General features: G+C 59.7%; 14 protein-coding genes and 1 CRISPR repeat array (1 of these 15 running past the window's edge). Of the genes, 1 reads left to right on the top strand and 13 read right to left on the bottom strand.

Annotated features, from left to right (window positions below):
• A CRISPR array of direct repeats spans window positions 1-307; the repeat unit is 28 nt; unit sequence GTTCACTGCCGTACAGGCAGCTTAGAAA; it begins 81 nt to the left of the window's first position.
• Window positions 308-482: 175 nt separating this feature from the next.
• The 13 genes from ACVWZ0_RS05125 to ACVWZ0_RS05185 all read right to left on the bottom strand — a co-directional run bounded on the left by ACVWZ0_RS05125 (window position 483) and on the right by ACVWZ0_RS05185 (window position 14987).
• The gene (locus tag ACVWZ0_RS05125; RefSeq protein WP_370734589.1) at window positions 483-1514 is read right to left on the bottom strand and encodes a HoxN/HupN/NixA family nickel/cobalt transporter; all 1032 of its coding nucleotides are present in this window, start codon (window positions 1512-1514) and stop codon (window positions 483-485) included.
• On the bottom strand, window positions 1501-3804 hold the full coding sequence (gene hypF, locus ACVWZ0_RS05130; RefSeq protein ID WP_253455237.1) for a carbamoyltransferase HypF: 2304 nt from the start codon (window positions 3802-3804) through the stop codon (window positions 1501-1503). Before hypF ends, ACVWZ0_RS05125 begins: the two co-directional genes overlap by 14 nt.
• A 115-nt stretch (window positions 3805-3919) precedes the next feature.
• Window positions 3920-6094, bottom strand: coding sequence for a formate dehydrogenase subunit alpha (fdhF, locus tag ACVWZ0_RS05135; RefSeq protein ID WP_253455236.1), 2175 nt, complete (start codon window positions 6092-6094; stop codon window positions 3920-3922).
• A gap of 22 nt (window positions 6095-6116) precedes the next feature.
• Window positions 6117-6662, bottom strand: a complete 546-nt coding sequence (gene hydN / locus ACVWZ0_RS05140) for an electron transport protein HydN (protein ID WP_253455235.1) — start codon at window positions 6660-6662, stop codon at window positions 6117-6119.
• A 181-nt stretch (window positions 6663-6843) separates the two neighbouring features.
• The gene (hycI, locus tag ACVWZ0_RS05145; protein WP_253455234.1) at window positions 6844-7329 is read right to left on the bottom strand and encodes a hydrogenase maturation peptidase HycI; all 486 of its coding nucleotides are present in this window, start codon (window positions 7327-7329) and stop codon (window positions 6844-6846) included.
• A complete protein-coding gene (locus ACVWZ0_RS05150; RefSeq protein ID WP_253461112.1) occupies window positions 7322-7741 on the bottom strand; it encodes a formate hydrogenlyase maturation HycH family protein in 420 nt (139 codons plus the stop codon). Before ACVWZ0_RS05150 ends, hycI begins: the two co-directional genes overlap by 8 nt.
• Before the next feature lie 53 nt (window positions 7742-7794).
• Window positions 7795-8589 carry an NADH-quinone oxidoreductase subunit B family protein gene (locus tag ACVWZ0_RS05155; protein WP_253455233.1) on the bottom strand — a complete coding sequence of 265 codons (795 nt, stop codon included), beginning with the start codon at window positions 8587-8589 and terminating at the stop codon, window positions 7795-7797.
• Window positions 8586-9143 carry a formate hydrogenlyase complex iron-sulfur subunit gene (locus ACVWZ0_RS05160; protein WP_253455232.1) on the bottom strand — a complete coding sequence of 186 codons (558 nt, stop codon included), beginning with the start codon at window positions 9141-9143 and terminating at the stop codon, window positions 8586-8588. Before ACVWZ0_RS05160 ends, ACVWZ0_RS05155 begins: the two co-directional genes overlap by 4 nt.
• An 11-nt stretch (window positions 9144-9154) precedes the next feature.
• Complete coding sequence (locus tag ACVWZ0_RS05165; protein WP_253455231.1) at window positions 9155-10879, bottom strand: hydrogenase large subunit; 1725 nt, start codon at window positions 10877-10879, stop codon at window positions 9155-9157.
• A gap of 39 nt (window positions 10880-10918) precedes the next feature.
• The gene (locus ACVWZ0_RS05170; RefSeq protein WP_253455230.1) at window positions 10919-11872 is read right to left on the bottom strand and encodes a respiratory chain complex I subunit 1 family protein; all 954 of its coding nucleotides are present in this window, start codon (window positions 11870-11872) and stop codon (window positions 10919-10921) included.
• A 10-nt stretch (window positions 11873-11882) separates the two neighbouring features.
• A complete protein-coding gene (locus tag ACVWZ0_RS05175) occupies window positions 11883-13775 on the bottom strand; it encodes a proton-conducting transporter transmembrane domain-containing protein (protein WP_253455229.1) in 1893 nt (630 codons plus the stop codon).
• The gene (locus ACVWZ0_RS05180) at window positions 13772-14374 is read right to left on the bottom strand and encodes a 4Fe-4S dicluster domain-containing protein (protein ID WP_253461111.1); all 603 of its coding nucleotides are present in this window, start codon (window positions 14372-14374) and stop codon (window positions 13772-13774) included. The genes ACVWZ0_RS05175 and ACVWZ0_RS05180 overlap by 4 nt, the downstream gene beginning before the upstream one ends.
• Before the next feature lie 145 nt (window positions 14375-14519).
• Window positions 14520-14987 carry a formate hydrogenlyase regulator HycA gene (locus tag ACVWZ0_RS05185; RefSeq protein WP_253455228.1) on the bottom strand — a complete coding sequence of 156 codons (468 nt, stop codon included), beginning with the start codon at window positions 14985-14987 and terminating at the stop codon, window positions 14520-14522.
• A 341-nt stretch (window positions 14988-15328) separates the two neighbouring features.
• Here ACVWZ0_RS05185 and hypA point away from each other — a divergent pair, with 341 nt between their 5' ends.
• Window positions 15329-15673: a hydrogenase maturation nickel metallochaperone HypA gene (hypA, locus tag ACVWZ0_RS05190; RefSeq protein ID WP_253455227.1), complete on the top strand. Its 345-nt coding sequence runs from the start codon at window positions 15329-15331 to the stop codon at window positions 15671-15673.
• The last annotated feature ends 9 nt before the right edge of the window (window positions 15674-15682 follow it).

Genomic DNA, 15682 nt, shown 5'->3' on the forward strand with positions numbered 1-15682 from the left:
TTAGAAATCCGGCGTTTGCCGGAAGGTAACAGGAAAGGGGTTCACTGCCGTACAGGCAGCTTAGAAAACGCCATCGTAAACGGTATCCTGTTCGTTCAGGTTCACTGCCGTACAGGCAGCTTAGAAAGTGACCGAAAAGCGGGCATCTATATTCCCGCCGTTCACTGCCGTACAGGCAGCTTAGAAAACCCGTCACCGCTTCCGGGATGTCAGAAAACAGTTCACTGCCGTACAGGCAGCTTAGAAATACCGAAAGATGAGTTATCGGCGTTTATTGGCGTTCACTGCCGTACAGGCAGCTTAGAAAATCTTGCGGACAGGGACCGGGCCTGTATGGCGCACTGTCATCTGCTGGAGCATGAAGATACCGGCATGATGCCTGGCTTTACGGTCAGCGTGTAGCGGTAAGGCGGAGGCCGTTGTTTTCACAGCATTGCCGATCGCGCGAGCCTTTCGGCCGCTGTCGGCAATGCCGCTCCCGTTTACGGCTGGGGAATATTTAGCGCATCATAATTTTTACGGCGATAGTTCAGCACCGAGAAGCCCCAGGCAGCGACGAAAATTGCCACGCAGAGGTAGCCAACGCTGCCCATATTACCGTTCAGATTGTTGACGATAGTCCATATCCCGCCGTGTAAATCGAGCTTATCCGCCAGTAATCCCAGCGCTTCCAGTCCGCCGATCAGCAAGGCAATCAGCACGCTGGTCGCCGTAATCATCATGTTGTAGTAGAGCTTGCGTACCGGCTGCTTAAACGCCCAGCCATAGGCGCCCACCATCATAAAATTGTCCAGGGAATCCACCAGCGCCATGCCGCTGGCGAACAGCGCCGGGAACACCAGAATGCTCCAGACCGACATTCCGCTGGAAGCGCCTGCCGCAGAGAGGCCCAGCAGGCCGATCTCCGTAGCCGTATCAAAGCCCAGACCGAACAAAAAACCCACCAGATACATCTGCCAGCTTTTATTAACCAGGGTAAAGGCGCGGCCAAACAGCCTGCTCATTACACCGCCCGGCAGGGGAGGCCGATCGCTGAAAGTTTTTCTCTGTTTCGCCTGCTGAAAACGGTGATAAACATCACGCAGGATCAGCGTATTCAGCAGCGCCATCAGCAACAAAAACAGCGCGGAAACCAGCGTGCCGATAACGCTGCCATAGTGATGCAACCAGCTGATTTCGCTGCCGGAGAGCAGAGCGGCGGCGGCAATCGCCACGCACGCCAACACCACGATACTGGAATGGCCGAGAGAGAAAAACGCGCCGACCGCCACAGGCCGCTGATTTTGCTGCATCAGTTTACGGGTGACGTTATCAATGGCGGCGATGTGGTCAGCGTCTACCGCATGGCGCAGGCCGTAACCATAGGCAAGCACGGCCGCCGCAATCAGCGTGGCATGGTGGCGGAAAAGCACCAGCGCCCAGCCCCAGGCCAGCAGATTGGCCATCAGCAGGGCGCTTAACAGCCAGAAAGCCCGGCGATGAGTACGAAAAAAAGCAGAGTTAGTCATAACAATCCCTGGTAACAGTATGAGGAGCCGCGTTGTGCAAGCGGGCGCAGGCAATAACGGCCTGGCCCAGCGCCAGCCCGCCGTCGCCAGCGGGAATATGCTGCGGCATCAGCACATGAAGAGGCGATAAATAGCGTTGTAAAAGCTGGCGCAGCAGGCGCGATTGCAGGACGCCGCCGCCAGCCGCGACGGTATCCAGACCCGTTTGTCCGGCATGATAATGGGCGAGGGCGGCAAATCCCCGCGCCAGCGCGTCATGGAAGGCAAACGCGCGCGCCGCAGGGGCTGCCTGCCAGTCCAGCCATTGCTGCCAGAACACCGCCAGGTCCAGCCGCGTGCCCGTTGCCGTATGGCGCAGCGGCAGCGTAACGGGATGCGCTATGTCTGCTGCCTGCCTGGCCAGAACCTCCAGGCGGCAGGCGGCTTCTCCTTCCCAACTAAGCACGGCAGGCGCGCAGCCGAGCACGGCGGCTATCGCGTCAAACAACCGGCCGCAGGAAGAAGCCAAAGGGGAGTTAACGCCAGCGGCCACCGCGCGCGCAAGCGGCTGCCAGGGCTTGCCCAGCAGCGCCTTAGACTCTGGCCGCTGCTGCCAGTCCGGGACAAAGGCCAGCCAGTGCGCCAACAGGTTGCGCCAGGGTTCCCGCGCGGCACGGTCGCCGCCCGGCAGCGCGACGGCGGGCAACCCTCCCAGATGCTGACAGCGGTGATAGTCTGCCAGCAGGCATTCACCGCCCCAGAGCGCGCCGTTTTCGCCGTAGCCCAGCCCGTCCAGCGCCAGGCCGATGACCGGGCCGTGCGCCAGCGGCCGGCGATGTTCCGCCAGGCAGGCGGCGATATGCGCATGATGATGAAGCACCTCCAGCACCGGCCGTTCGCTCTGCTGGCTGCCGACGTAAGCAGGATGCGCATCCTGCACGATCGTTGTAGGCGTGCAGTTATACAGCTGCTGAAAATGGGTAACGGCCTGCTGCCGCTGGCACGCAATATCGCTGTTTGCCAGCGATCCGAAATGCGTGCTGAGCATAGCCCGATCGCCCTGCACCAGGCAGAAGGTGTTTTTCAGGTCGCCGCCCATCGCCAGCAGCGGCGAGCGGGCCGTCAGGCCGGGAGGAAGCGTGACGGCATCCGGCACATAGCCTCGGGCGCGGCGCAGTATTTCCAATCCCTGCGGCCCCAGACGAACCAGAGAGTCATCGGCGCGCTGGATGATATCGCGGTCGTGCAGCAGCCAGATATCGGCAATGCCAGCAAGCTGGCTCAGCGCCTCTTCGTTGGTCAGCGCCGGCGCGCGGTCGGCGCCGTTGCCGGAAGTCATCACCAGCGGCACCCGGCAGGCCTGCATCAGCAGATGGTGCAGCGGCGTAAACGGCAGCATCAGCCCCGTTTCATCCAGCCCCGGCGCAACGGCTGCGCACAGCGGCGACGTCGCGTTTTTTTCCGTGAGCACAATGGGCGCGGCGGCAGACAGCATCAGCGCCTGTCGCGCCCGATCGCTCTTGCCGCAGCGCGCCAGCCAGCCGATGCCCGGCAGCATCACCGCCAGCGGTTTGGCCGGTCGCCGTTTGCGCTGGCGCAGACGCATAACGGCCTGCTGCTGGGTAGCATCGCAGGCAAGATGAAAGCCGCCCAGCCCTTTGATCGCCACAATTTTGCCCGCAAGTAGCGCTGCTGTGGCATAGTCAATCGCGGCGCTTTCCCGTGCCAGCGTGGTGCCATCCTGCCCGGTGGCAAAGAGCTGCGGCCCACAGTGCGGGCAGGCGACAGGCTGGGCATGAAAGCGGCGGTCGGCCGGATCCTGATACTCCCGGCGACAGGCGGGACAAAGGCGAAATGCCGCCATGCTGGTGCCTGAGCGGTCATAGGGCATGGTGCGGATGAGCGTAAAGCGCGGGCCGCAGTGGGTACAGTTAGTAAAGGCATAGCCTGAACGACGGTTGCCCGCGTGCAGCACCTCCTCCAGACAGTCGGGGCAGGTTGCCGCATCGGGGGCAACCTGGGTCATCATCCGGCCCTGACGGGTTTCCGCAATGATAAAATCCTGCGGCGGAGACGGCCAGGCATAAGGCTGGACGCTGAGGCTGTCGATACGCGCCAGCGGCGGCGGCTCGTGCCGTAGCCGTTCGATAAAGAGCGGAATGGCGGCAGACTGAAGCAGGCGTATTTCCACGCCCGCGCTGTCGTTGCAGACTTCGCCGCGTAGCCGTAGCCGCCTGGCTAACTGCCAGACAAAAGGCCGAAAGCCGACGCCCTGCACTTTGCCGCTGACGCGCACGGACACTCCTGAATCGGACATAGTCAGCTCCTGAAGGACCGGGCTGCCCGGTCCTGGATCGGATTAGCCTGAACCCTTGCGGAAGGAATGCGGGATGTCATATCCACCTGGCTCCCGTTCCGCGTTGGCGCAGAACTTAAGCGGTTACGGCAATCGGGATCGCATCGTCCACGGCGCTGCGCAGGCGCGCTTTCATCTCGCTGTAGGTTTGACGCGCATAGTTCTCCGCCCACGACTGATCGGCAATCCGCTCCACCTTCACCGCACAGTATTTGGTTTCCGGCGTTTTAGAAATGGGGTCAAGGTTCTCCTGAGTCAGTTCGTTGCAGGCGCCAATCCACCATTGATAGGTCATATAGACTGCGCCAACGTTAATACGCTCGTTGTGATTAGCGCGTGAAATCACTTTACCGCGGCGCGAGGCGACCCAAACCAGTTGCCCATCGCGTATGCCCAGCGCCTGCGCATCCTGCGGATTGATCTGCACAAAACCCGGCTCATCCGCCAGCGTTTGCAGCGCGGAACAGTTGCCGGTCATTGAGCGGCAGGAGTAGTGGCCGACCTCGCGCACGGTACAGAGCACCAGCGGATAATCTGCGTCCGGCACCTCGGCCGGCGCGCGCCATGGCGCGGCAAAAAGCTGGCCTTTGCCGGTTGGCGTGGTGAAACGATTGTCCTGATAGAGATAAGGCGTACCGGGGCTGTCCAGCGTGGTGCAGGGCCACTGCACGTGTCCCAGCGTGCCCATTTTTTCATAGGTAGCGCCGTAGAACAGCGGACAGAGTTCGCGCATTTCATCCCAGATTTGCTGGTTATCGTTGTAATGCATCGGATAGCCGAGTTCCGTTGCCAGCAGGCTGATAATTTCCCAGTCACGCTTAACGTTATCTTTGGGTTCGATAGCTTTTTCAAAGCGCTGAAAGCCGCGATCGGCGCAGGAGAATACGCCGCCGTGTTCGCCCCAGGAGGTGGCGGGTAAAATGACGTCAGCCTGCTCGGCGGTTTTGGTCATAAAGATATCCTGCACCACCACAAAATCCAGCGCCTCAAACCCCTTGCGCACCAGGCTTAAATCGGCTTCGGTCTGTAGCGGATCTTCCCCCATGATGTAGTAGGCTTTGACTTGCCCTTCCAGCGCCAGGTGCGGGATCTCGGTAATGCGATGGCCGATTTCCGCATCCATCCGCTCGACGTCAATACCCCAGGCTGCGGCAAATTTTGCCCGGACCTGCGGATCGGTCACCGACTGATAGCCAGGGAACTCATTCGGCAGCACGCCCATATCGCAGGCGCCCTGCACGTTGTTTTGCCCGCGCACCGGGCCGACGCCGACGCCAGGCCGGCCCAGATTGCCGGTCAGCAGCGCCAGGCCAGCGAGGCCTTTCACCACGTCGACAGCCTGACCAAACTGCGTCACGCCCATCCCCCACATAATGGTCGCGGAGGGCGCAGCAGCAAAGGTGCGCATAGCCTGACGGATTTGCTGAGCGGACACGCCGGTCTGTTCGGCAACCGCTTCCGGCGAATAGTCGGCCAGCTGGCGACGGTACTCGTCAAATCCTTCCGTATATTTCGCCACGTAGTCACGATCGTAGAGATCTTCTTCGATCAGCACGTAGGCAAAGGCGTTAACCAGCGCCATATTGCAGCCGTTTTTGATTTGCAGATGCTGGTCGGCGATACGGGCGGTTTCGATGCGGCGGGGATCGCAGACAATGATCTGCGCGCCTTTTTCTTTGGCTTTTATTACGCGGCGAGCCACGATAGGGTGGGAATCCGCACAGTTATAGCCGATCACCAACAGGCATTTGGAATTTTCAATATCGTTGATGGAATTGCTCATGGCGCCGTTGCCGAGCGTGGCCTGTAAACCGGCCACCGACGGGCCATGACAAACGCGGGCGCAGCAGTCGACATTATTGGTGCCGATCACCGCGCGGGCAAACTTCTGCATGACATAGTTGGTTTCGTTGCCGGTACCGCGAGAGGAGCCGGTATGCATAATCGCGCGCGGGCCGTGCTTCTCTTTGATTTCTTTCAGGCGCTTAGCGGTATAGCGGATAGCTTCATCCCAGCTGACTACTTCGAATTTCCCGCCCTTCTGACGGCGGATCATCGGCTGCGTCAGGCGCGGCGTCAGCAGTTTAGTGTCGTTGAGAAAATCCCAGCCATAGTAGCCTTTCAGGCACAGCTCACCCTGATTGGTTACGCCATCGGCGGCTTCGGCACGGAGAATTTTATTGTTTTCCACGACCAGGTTCAGCTTGCATCCGGCCCCACAGTAAGGACAGACGGTGGTGACTTTTTTCATCTTATTTTTCCTCTTTCCGGGGTTAAAACAGCAGGCCGGAAGTGCTGGCAAGCGCCGCACGGCGGCGTTTTTCTACGTTCATTTCCTTGAGCCGATCGCGGTCAACGGTCAGCAAGGCCTTGGTCGGACAGACTTCCTGACAGGCTGGGCCTTCTGCACGGCCCTGACACAGATCGCATTTATGCGCTTCGGCTTTATCTGCGACGGCGGTCATCGCCGCCGCGTTCTGACGAAAAAGGGGTTTGACCACGACCTCCATCGCGCCATAAGGGCAGGCGACGACGCAGGTTTTGCAGCCAATGCAGTGCTCCTGCATTACCTGGATTGCGTCGCCGCTGCGCACGATTGCGCCGTTCGGACAGACGTTGGCGCAGGGGGCATCTTCACACTGGCGGCACAGCACCGGCGTACTGAGGTTGACGCTTTTGATCACATGCAAACGCGGCGTGAAGGTGGTGGTATTGAGCTGCGAGATATCCTGCGACAAGCTGTGAGCCATCACGCAGGCGATTTCACAGGTACGGCAGCCGATACATTTTTGGGGATCGGCAATGATGAACCGGTTCATCTGAATCTCCTGATTCCATTAAATAAGCGGCCGACGGATCCCGGCCTTATGGCGGAGGTAATGCATAAAGCGTTCCAGCCAGAGGGTTTATTTTTTCTTATTTATTTTCAATGCGTTAATAAGGGTTCGTGGGGAGTGACTGTGGTCTGTCGGCCGTATCGTCATTTTCCCGACACTTATGTCATGTTGGCCTCGGGCGAAAAGGCGCGATGCCCAGGCCCGTCTCCAGCAGAGGAAGCCGCTGATAAAGCTCGCCAACCGCCCGCTCGACCGCTGGGCTAAGGGGATAGTAAAAAGCCACCACATCGGGCTGGATGCCGACAAAGGTAATCTGCGGAATAGCTTCCCGTAGCTGCTGAATTAAAAAGCTGAGCGGCAGCGTGTGGGTGGTCATCACGAACATTTCGGCGATATCGCTTTCGTCGATAAGGCGCATTTCGCCGGGAGCCAGCCCCATGTCGGTGGCGTCCACAATCACCAAACGATCGGGCCGCTGCTCGCGCAGGTAGCCAATATCGTTTTCCGGCGCGGCTCCGCCATCCACCACCGTCCAGCCGGGCAAAGGGGCGGCGGCGCAAAGTTCGGCCAGGCGTGGCCCGGCGCCGTCGTCGCCCATCATGCTGTTGCCCACGCATAACAGCGCGTAGCGGGAAGAGGAATTAAGCATCGTATCTCCTGACCATCAGGTACATGGCGGGGTCGTTTTCAATTTGCTGGAGCAGGGCGATCAGGCGATCGCTCCACGCTTGCTGCTCTGCACTCATCCGCTCACGGGCGTCGCGCAGCGCCAGGGCCAGCAGATGGGTGTGACTGCTGTCGATAGTGATTTCGCCAAAGCGGCGCACGCCTGCCATTTTCCGCTGGGCTTCGCTGTTTTCCGCCAGGCAGGCAATCCATTGCAGATAGCCTTGAAGCGGGCAGGTGAGCTGCGGTTGCAGACAGTCGATAACGCCAACGTGGTGACCAATCGCCAGGCTGTAGTAAACCACCTCCTGGGCTTTCTTCGAGCTACGCTGCTGCGCGCATTTTTCATCGACGAATTTGCTGCCCAAAGCGTAAAACACCACTTTGTCGTGCAGGACGCGGGCCGACGGCTGATGCCGGGCGTAACGCTGTTGGTTAACCTCGGTGCTCACAGGCGAACCTCCCCGCGCAGAACCTGCTGATAAATTTGCTGTAAATGCCCCACGATCTCCGCCAGGCGGAGATCGCCCTGCTCATCCAGCCAGTCCGCCACGCGCTGTTCTACGGACTGCACGCCGGGCGCGGCCAGCGCCTGCATAAAGCGATCGGCAATCTGGCGACCATAGCGATAGCCGGCCATGCGTCGCGCTTCGCGATCCAGCAATACCCGCAGCGGCTGCGGCAGCGTAGGGTGCAGCAACGCCGCCGGTTCAGCCGCCTCAGGGTGCTGCTGACCTTTAATTTTTTGATCGAGCAGGCCAAGCGCCATGGCAAAACCATAAATAGTGGCGGCGGGCGTGGGCGGGCAGCCGGGAATATAAACATCCACCGGCACAATCTTGTCCGTGCCGCCCCAGACGCAATAAAGGTCGTGAAAAATGCCGCCGCTGTTGCCGCAGGCGCCATAAGAGATACAGATTTTCGGGTCTGGCGCCGCGTCCCAGGCCCGCAGCGCAGGCACGCGCATGGCGCGGGTGACGGCACCGGTAAACAGCAGAATATCGGCATGACGCGGGGAAGGAACTACCTTGATGCCAAAGCGTTCGGCGTCGAACAGCGGTGAAATAGCGGCAAAAATCTCTATTTCGCAGCCGTTGCAGCCGCCGCAGTCAACCCGATAAACGTAGGCGGAACGGCGAATGTTGTTCAACAGCGTGCTTTTCAGGCTGGCGATGCTCTCGTCGAGCGTAACGGGCACCGGCAACCCGTTTTCGTCGCGTGGCCCGTGCAGGATCTGGCTCATAGCTGTGCCTCGGGGGTCAGATGGCGGCCAATATCTATCCGGCTGGATGCGGGCAGCTGATGCTTTTTCTTGCAGGACGGACAGGTTTCATACTGCTCGCGACGTTCAGCAATCTGCCGTTCACTCAGCGCTGCGCTTTCCTGTAACAGAGAAAGCGCGAAGTCGATCTCTTTCTGCACGGCATAGGGATGGCCGCATTCCCGGCAGCGGCAAACCGGGAAATCAGCGGTTTCAAACAGATCCTCTTTACGCCATACCGCCAGTTCAAATTCTTGCGACAGCCTGATGGCGGCCGTCGGGCAGACTTCCTCGCAGCGCGCGCAGAAAATACAGCGGCCCAAAAACAGCGACCAGCGGATCGCCTCGCCTTCTTCTGGCGGCGTCATGGTCAGCGCGTTGGACGGACAGGCATTGGCGCAGGCACCGCAGCCGATACACTGCTGCGCGTTGTACTGAGGTTTGCCGCGAAAGTTGGCCGCCATCTCCAGCGGTTTTGCCGGATAGGCCACCGTTGCGGTACCGGTTTTCAGCACTTTTTTAATCAGCTTTAACATGTTGTCCCTCCCTAAAGCGGCGAGTTTTTGCGTTCAATGCCGTAACGTTCGATCTCTTTGTAAGGCACGACGACGGTGGTTTTCTTACGTACGTCGACCACCGTCATCCTGTCGGTGCAGGAATAGCAGGGGTCAAGGCTGCCGATAATCAGCGGCGCGTCCGAAACGGTATTGCCCCGCAGCATGTAGCGCAGCGTTGGCCAGTTGGCGTAGGTCGCCGCGCGGCAGCGCCAGCGAAACAGCTTCTGGTTGTCGCCGGTCATGCTCCAGTGCACGTCATCGCCGCGCGGCGCTTCGGCAAAGCCCAGCGCGAAACGGTGGGGAATATAGGTAAAGCCTTCGCTCATCAGCGGCCCCTGCGGCAGATTTTGCAGGCCGAACTCGATCATATTCAGCGAGTTAAACACTTCGTGGATGCGCACCTTCAGGCGGGAATAGACGTCGTTGCCGGTTTCGCTGTGAAGCGTAAACGGCAGGCTGGCATAGCCGGCATAGGGATGATCCGCCCGCATATCGCGGCGGTGGCCGCTGCCGCGTATCATCGGGCCGACGTTACTGAAATCGCGCGCTATCTGCGGGTCTAACAGGCCGACGCCGACGCTGCGCTGTTCGGTATTCGGCGTACTGAGCAGAATATCCACCAGGTCGTTCAGCTCGCCGCGCATCCCTGCTGACAGCGCGATAGTCTGGATCATGTCCTCTTTCAGAATGTCGCGACGCAGGCCGCCAATCAGGTTCATCCCGTAGGTTTTACGGGCGCCGGTCAGAATTTCCGCCATTTTCATCGACTGCTCGCGCACGCGGAAAAACTGCATAAAGCCGGAATCGAAGCCGACGAAGTGGCAGGCCAGGCCCAGATTCAGCAGATGGCTGTGCAGACGTTCAACCTCCAGCAAAATGGAACGGATAGTCTGGGCGCGCGCCGGCACCACAATGCCCATCGCGTTTTCAACCGAGGTGGTATACGCCACGCTGTGGGTAAAGCCACAGATGCCGCAGACGCGATCGGAAAGAAAGGTGACTTCGTTGTAGCCCATGCGGGTTTCGGCCAGTTTTTCCATGCCGCGATGCACGTAAAACAGCCGGTAGTCGGCGTCAATAATGTCTTCGCCGTCGACGAAAAGGCGAAAGTGTCCGGGTTCGTCAGAAGTGACGTGAAGCGGGCCGATTGGCACAATCGTGCTCGCTTCCTTTGTTTCAGAGATAAAGGGATAGGTTTCGTTATCGGTCGTTGGGGCCGGGCGTTGGCGGTAATCCATCGCGTCTTTACGCAGCGGATACAAATCGTCTGGCCAGTCATCCGGCAGCACCAGGCGGCGTTCATCCGGCAGGCCGACCGGGCGCAGGCCATACATATCCCGCACTTCGCGCTCGCCCCAGACGGCCGCCGGGACGCGCGGCGTGACCGACGGGAACTCCAGCGAGACGGGATCCACTTCGGTGCGCACGGTGATCCAGCACTTTACGCCTTGCTCCATTGACAGAACATAATACAGCGCGTAGTTGCCGCACAGCGTGCGCTCATCATTGCCAAACAGCACGGAAAGCCAGCCGCCCTGCTGATAGTAGAGCCACTCCACGACCTCCGGCAGCGCGTTCAGCCTGACGGTGACGGTGGCCTGCGTATCGGTCTGCCATTCGCTGTAGAGCAGCGCCGCAGGAAACTGTTTTTCCAGCGCCGCCAGATAGTGCAGGCCGACCGGATGTTGATTTAATGCCGTTGTGACTTCACTCATTATCAAACCTCTTCCCGCCGTGGCGGGACAAGAAAAATGTCAGCCCGCTATCAGCCAGGAAACCAGCGCCAGAAACGCCAGGCCGAATCCCGCCCAGGTGGTGCGGGAAGTGTTTAAAAAGCGCAAACGCGCCACGCTGTTTTCAATGAGCGCCACCAGCAGCACGGCAACCAGCAGTTTTGCCAGACAGAGCGCGGTGGCGATCAGCAGGCCGAACGGCGTTGGCTCCGCCGCCAGGCCAAAGGGGAGAAACAGGCCGAGAAACAGCTGAAGCACCACCAGCTGCTTCAGGCTGAGGCCGAGTTTCAGCACGCCCAGCGTCGCGCCGGAATATTCGGTCAACGGGCCTTCCTGCAGCTCCTGCTCGGCTTCGGCCATATCGAACGGCAGCTTGCCCATTTCGATATAGGTGGCGAAGGCGCAGGCCAGCCCGGCCAGCAGCAGGGTCAGCGAGGACGAAAGCGGCCAGTGCAGCACCTGCGCGCTAATGGCGCTAAGCGCGGTCGAACCGGCCACCAGCGCGGCTATCCACAGGCCCAGCAGCAGGATGGGTTCGACCAACACGCCCAGCACGGCTTCCCGGCTGGCTCCGATGCCGGTAAAAGGGCTGCCGGTATCCAACCCGGCGATAACAAAGACAAAGCGCGCCAGGGCGAACAGATAAATAAGGGTGATGAGATCGCCTGCGCCAGCCGCTGGCGAAGCAAGCGTTACCACGGGCAGCGCGCTGGCAATGACCAGCAAGATGCCGGTGAGGAGCCAGGGCATAGTGCGAAAAGCCGGGCCAGAAGCCGCCGGCGCCACGCTCTGCCGCTGTAACAGTTTGGCGATATCGCGATACTCCTGCAGTACGCCAGGCCCCTGGCGATTATGCATACGGGCGCGCAGCACGCGGCTGATGCCGGTAAACAGCGGCGCGATGGCCAGCAGCCCTGCCGCCTGGATAAGCGCCAGCGGCCACAGCGAACCGGTAAGAACAAAGGGAAAAGTCATCGTCAGTTCCTCAGGCCAGCGCCGCGACCAGCAGCACGGCCAGTTCAATAAACGCCAGGCGGCGGCACAGCGCAGCCAGCCTGCCCTGATGCAGGGCCGTCGCCAGAGCGGCAGGCAGCAGACGCTGGCGCAGACGATACAGCGGCGCAAACATCACGCGCAGCGGCTGAGCGAAACCGGTGGCGGTCACCACCATCCCGGCGGAATGACCGTAGCCACAGGCCCAGGCATCGCCGCGTTGCCGGTTCGGCAGGCGGCTGCCGCGCAGCGCAACGGCAATAAGCCAGGGCAGCAGCGGCATCGCCAGCAGTAAAATCGCCACCATCGGAGCGGAAACCGCCGACGTAGCCGAGAAGACGGCGCCATGCTGCGTAACGACAGGCGCGGTCATATGCAGCACGTCGGCGGCAACGAGGGAAAACAGGGGAACGATCCAGGGAGACGCGACGCCAGACACCACGCACAGCAGCGCCGGGATAACCACGCTGAGCGTGACCGCCAGAGGAGCAGGCCTGGCCCCGGCGGTGCCGCCGCGTGGGCTGCCCAGAAAGGCAACGCCAAAAACTTTGGCGATACACATCAGCGCCAGCGCGCCAGTCAGCGCCAGCCCGACGGCAAGCAGCGGGCCGAGCAGGCGAGTCAGCCAGAACGGGCTGCTGCCAAGCTGGAAAAAAGACTGGTAAAGCAGCCATTCGCTGGCAAAGCCGTTTAGCGGCGGCAGAGCGGCCATCGCCATCAGCGCAATCAGCATTGCGCCCGCCGTCCACGGCATCAGACGCGCCAGCCCGCCGAGCCGCTCAATATCTTTCGTCCCGGTCTGCCTCTCTATTTCGCCCGCGCCTAAAAACAGCGTGGTTTTAAACAGGCCGTGGTTAAAGAGATGGAACAGACCGGCCAGCAGCGCCAGCGCTGCCAGCAGCGGCAAACGCAGCGTGACGCCAATCATCGCGCCGCCCACGCCCAGCAGAACGATCCCGACATTTTCCAGCGTGTGGTAAGCCAGCAGGCGGCGGATATCATGTTCCATTAGCGCGTAAAGCCCACCGATAAAGGCGGTCAGCATCGCCAGCAGGATGACCAGCACGCCCCACCACAGCGGCGGTGCGCCCAGCAGATCCAGCCCGACTTTGATTACCCCTAAAATGCCGACTTTCATTAATGCCGAAGAGAACAGCGCGGCGGCATGAGCGGGGGCGCTGGTGTGCGACTGCGGCACCCAGCCATGCAGAGGAATAATCCCGGCGTAAAGCCCGAAGCCGGTCAGCGACAGCAGAAAGGCCGTCGACCTGACGCCCATAGAAAGCTCGCTGTGCCGCAGCACGTCAAAGTTCAGGCTGCCGCTGGCGTGATAAAGCAGGCCAAAAGCCAGCGCCAGGCAGAGCGTGCCAAGCCGCGCGGACAAAAACTGATTTAAGCCGGCGCGGCGGCTTTTCACGTCGTCATTCTGCACAATCAGCAGTCCGGCGCAGAGCGCGGCCAGCTCCATCGACAGGATCAGTTGCACCGCGTTGACGGCCAGCACGGCTGTCGTCAGCGTCGCCATCAGCAAATGGCACAGCAGGCCAGCCCGCGCGCGAACAGGCCGACCGACGCTGCGCAGCCAGACCCAGGCGTACAGGTTGCAAAATAGCGCGGGTAGCCAAATAGCCAGCAGCAGCAGCGCGTTCAGCGGGCTGAAGCCTGCCTGAAAAGAGAACGGCGGCAGGGCGACGGTCAGCGCGTCACCGGGCAGGATTTGCATCGCTGCCGCTATCGTCGCCAGAGAAGCCACCAGGCCGCCGCTGCTAAAAACAGCCGCGCTGACACGGGCAGCCCCGGCGAGCAGCCAGCCGATGCCGCCGCTCAGCAGCAGGAGCAGCAGCGCAAACGTCAACAGCGGCGCGGGCGAAAAAAGGGAGGTCATGATGGGTTCTCCTTGCCAGAGATAAACAGATCGACAGGGAGCGAGCTGGCCGCATTCAGGCGCTTCCGTTGACTGGCGTGCAGGGACAAATCGACGGTAACCAGCTTGATGGCCTGGGTCGGACAGGTTCTGATGCAGGCGGGGCCATCCTCGCTGAAACTGCACAAATCACATTTCACGGCCACCGCCCGCACGCCCGGCACGCAATCAAGGAAAGGGCTGAGTGGACGCGGCGGCAGCGGGGCGGGCAAGGCTTTCGGCGTATTGCAGTCACGGGGTGTTGCTACCGGCGTGCTGCCGGAAAAAGTGATGGCGCCAAACGGGCAGGCGATGCCGCATAGCTTGCAGCTGACGCACAGATTCTCATTCAGCTGAACAGCGCGATCCCGCAAGGTAATAGCATTAACCGGACAAACTTTGGCGCAGGGCGCATCCTCGCACTGGCGACACATGACCGGCGCGGAATCCTGAAGGTTGCGCATTACCTCCAGGCGCGGCGCGGACTGCAGACCATAACGCTGATGTTCCTGTGAGCAGCTGGCTACACAGGTATTACAACCGATACAGCGTCTGGCATCGGCTATCACATAATGATTCATGGCGGTCGGGCGGCTCATGAAATCTCCTTGGGATTTCGTCAAAAGTGACGAAATTGACGTTGAAAACAGAGTTTCGTCATTTATGTCGTCATTACTGCCCCTGTGCAGGCCATCAGATCTATTCCAGGGGATAATGGCTGGCCTGTTAAAAGGCTTTAATTAACTTTTCCAACTGCGGATGGATTGGGGTGCTGCTATGAATAGCGTCATAAATACACTGATAAATAGCGGCTATTTTATTCAGGTAGTGATCAAGCACGGCCTGCCTGTCGTGAATATCAACAGCGTTATCAATACGGCCGTCTTCGGTTAATGTCGCCCGGGAAAAGGCCTGAAAATCTTCCGGCTCGCCTGGCTGCGCCATATTAAGGCTGTAGACGATTTGCTGACTGTAAAAGTCAGCCTGCAAATGGATGCTGATAATAAAATGGTTAAATAAGACAAAATGGATGCCGCGCTCGTTGCTGCAGGTGAATTCATGATTAATGTTGTGACTGGAAAGGGCTACGGCCTGCGTCAGCGCGTTCTGATAGGTACGCCAGTGCGCTTTCAACTGGTTGTTTTTACTGGCGATATACTCAGCCTGGTCGGCCAGTTCGCTAAGGGAGCTCATAAGCATTACCACGGGTTAAGGTGAACAGGATACCGTTTCGACATTGCTATTACGCCAACGAAACAGGATTGCTGAGAACCTAATGGCATAAAGTGTGCCAGGTCATGAAAATATTCTAAAACACTTTGTAGTTCATCAATTTAAAGGCGATTGGCGGTAATCTCTTTGCCCGATTATTTAGCGCTGTCGATGTCAAAGACATGTCATTTCGTCATATCTGACGGTCAGTTAAATACGCGTTTCTTTCCGGCTCTGGCCATATCGATAAGGCATAAACGCCGTGTCGAAAAAAGCTGGCATTGATATTGCAAATTACTCCTCAGCATCCGAGGAGAAAGGCAATGCACGAAATTACTTTGTGTCAAAACGCCGTAGAAATAATGCAGCAGTTTGCCCTGCGTCATCATGCCCGACGCATTACCTCCGTATGGTTGGAAGTCGGCGCGTTTTCCTGTGTCGAGCCCGAAGCGCTGCGCTTCTGTTTCGACCTGGCCTGTCGGCAAACGCTGGCGGAAGGCTGCGATCTGCATCTTGATACGCCAGCGGCGGTCAGCTGGTGTCACGACTGCCAGCGCGATATCACCTTATTGATGGCGGGCGTGCTGCTCTGCCCGGACTGTGGCGGACGTCGCCTGCGGGTGATTGCGGATGACGGCATGAAAATTAAACGTATCGAAATTGAATAGCGGGCCAGC

This window comes from Erwinia sp. TECH1 (assembly GCF_054057575.1).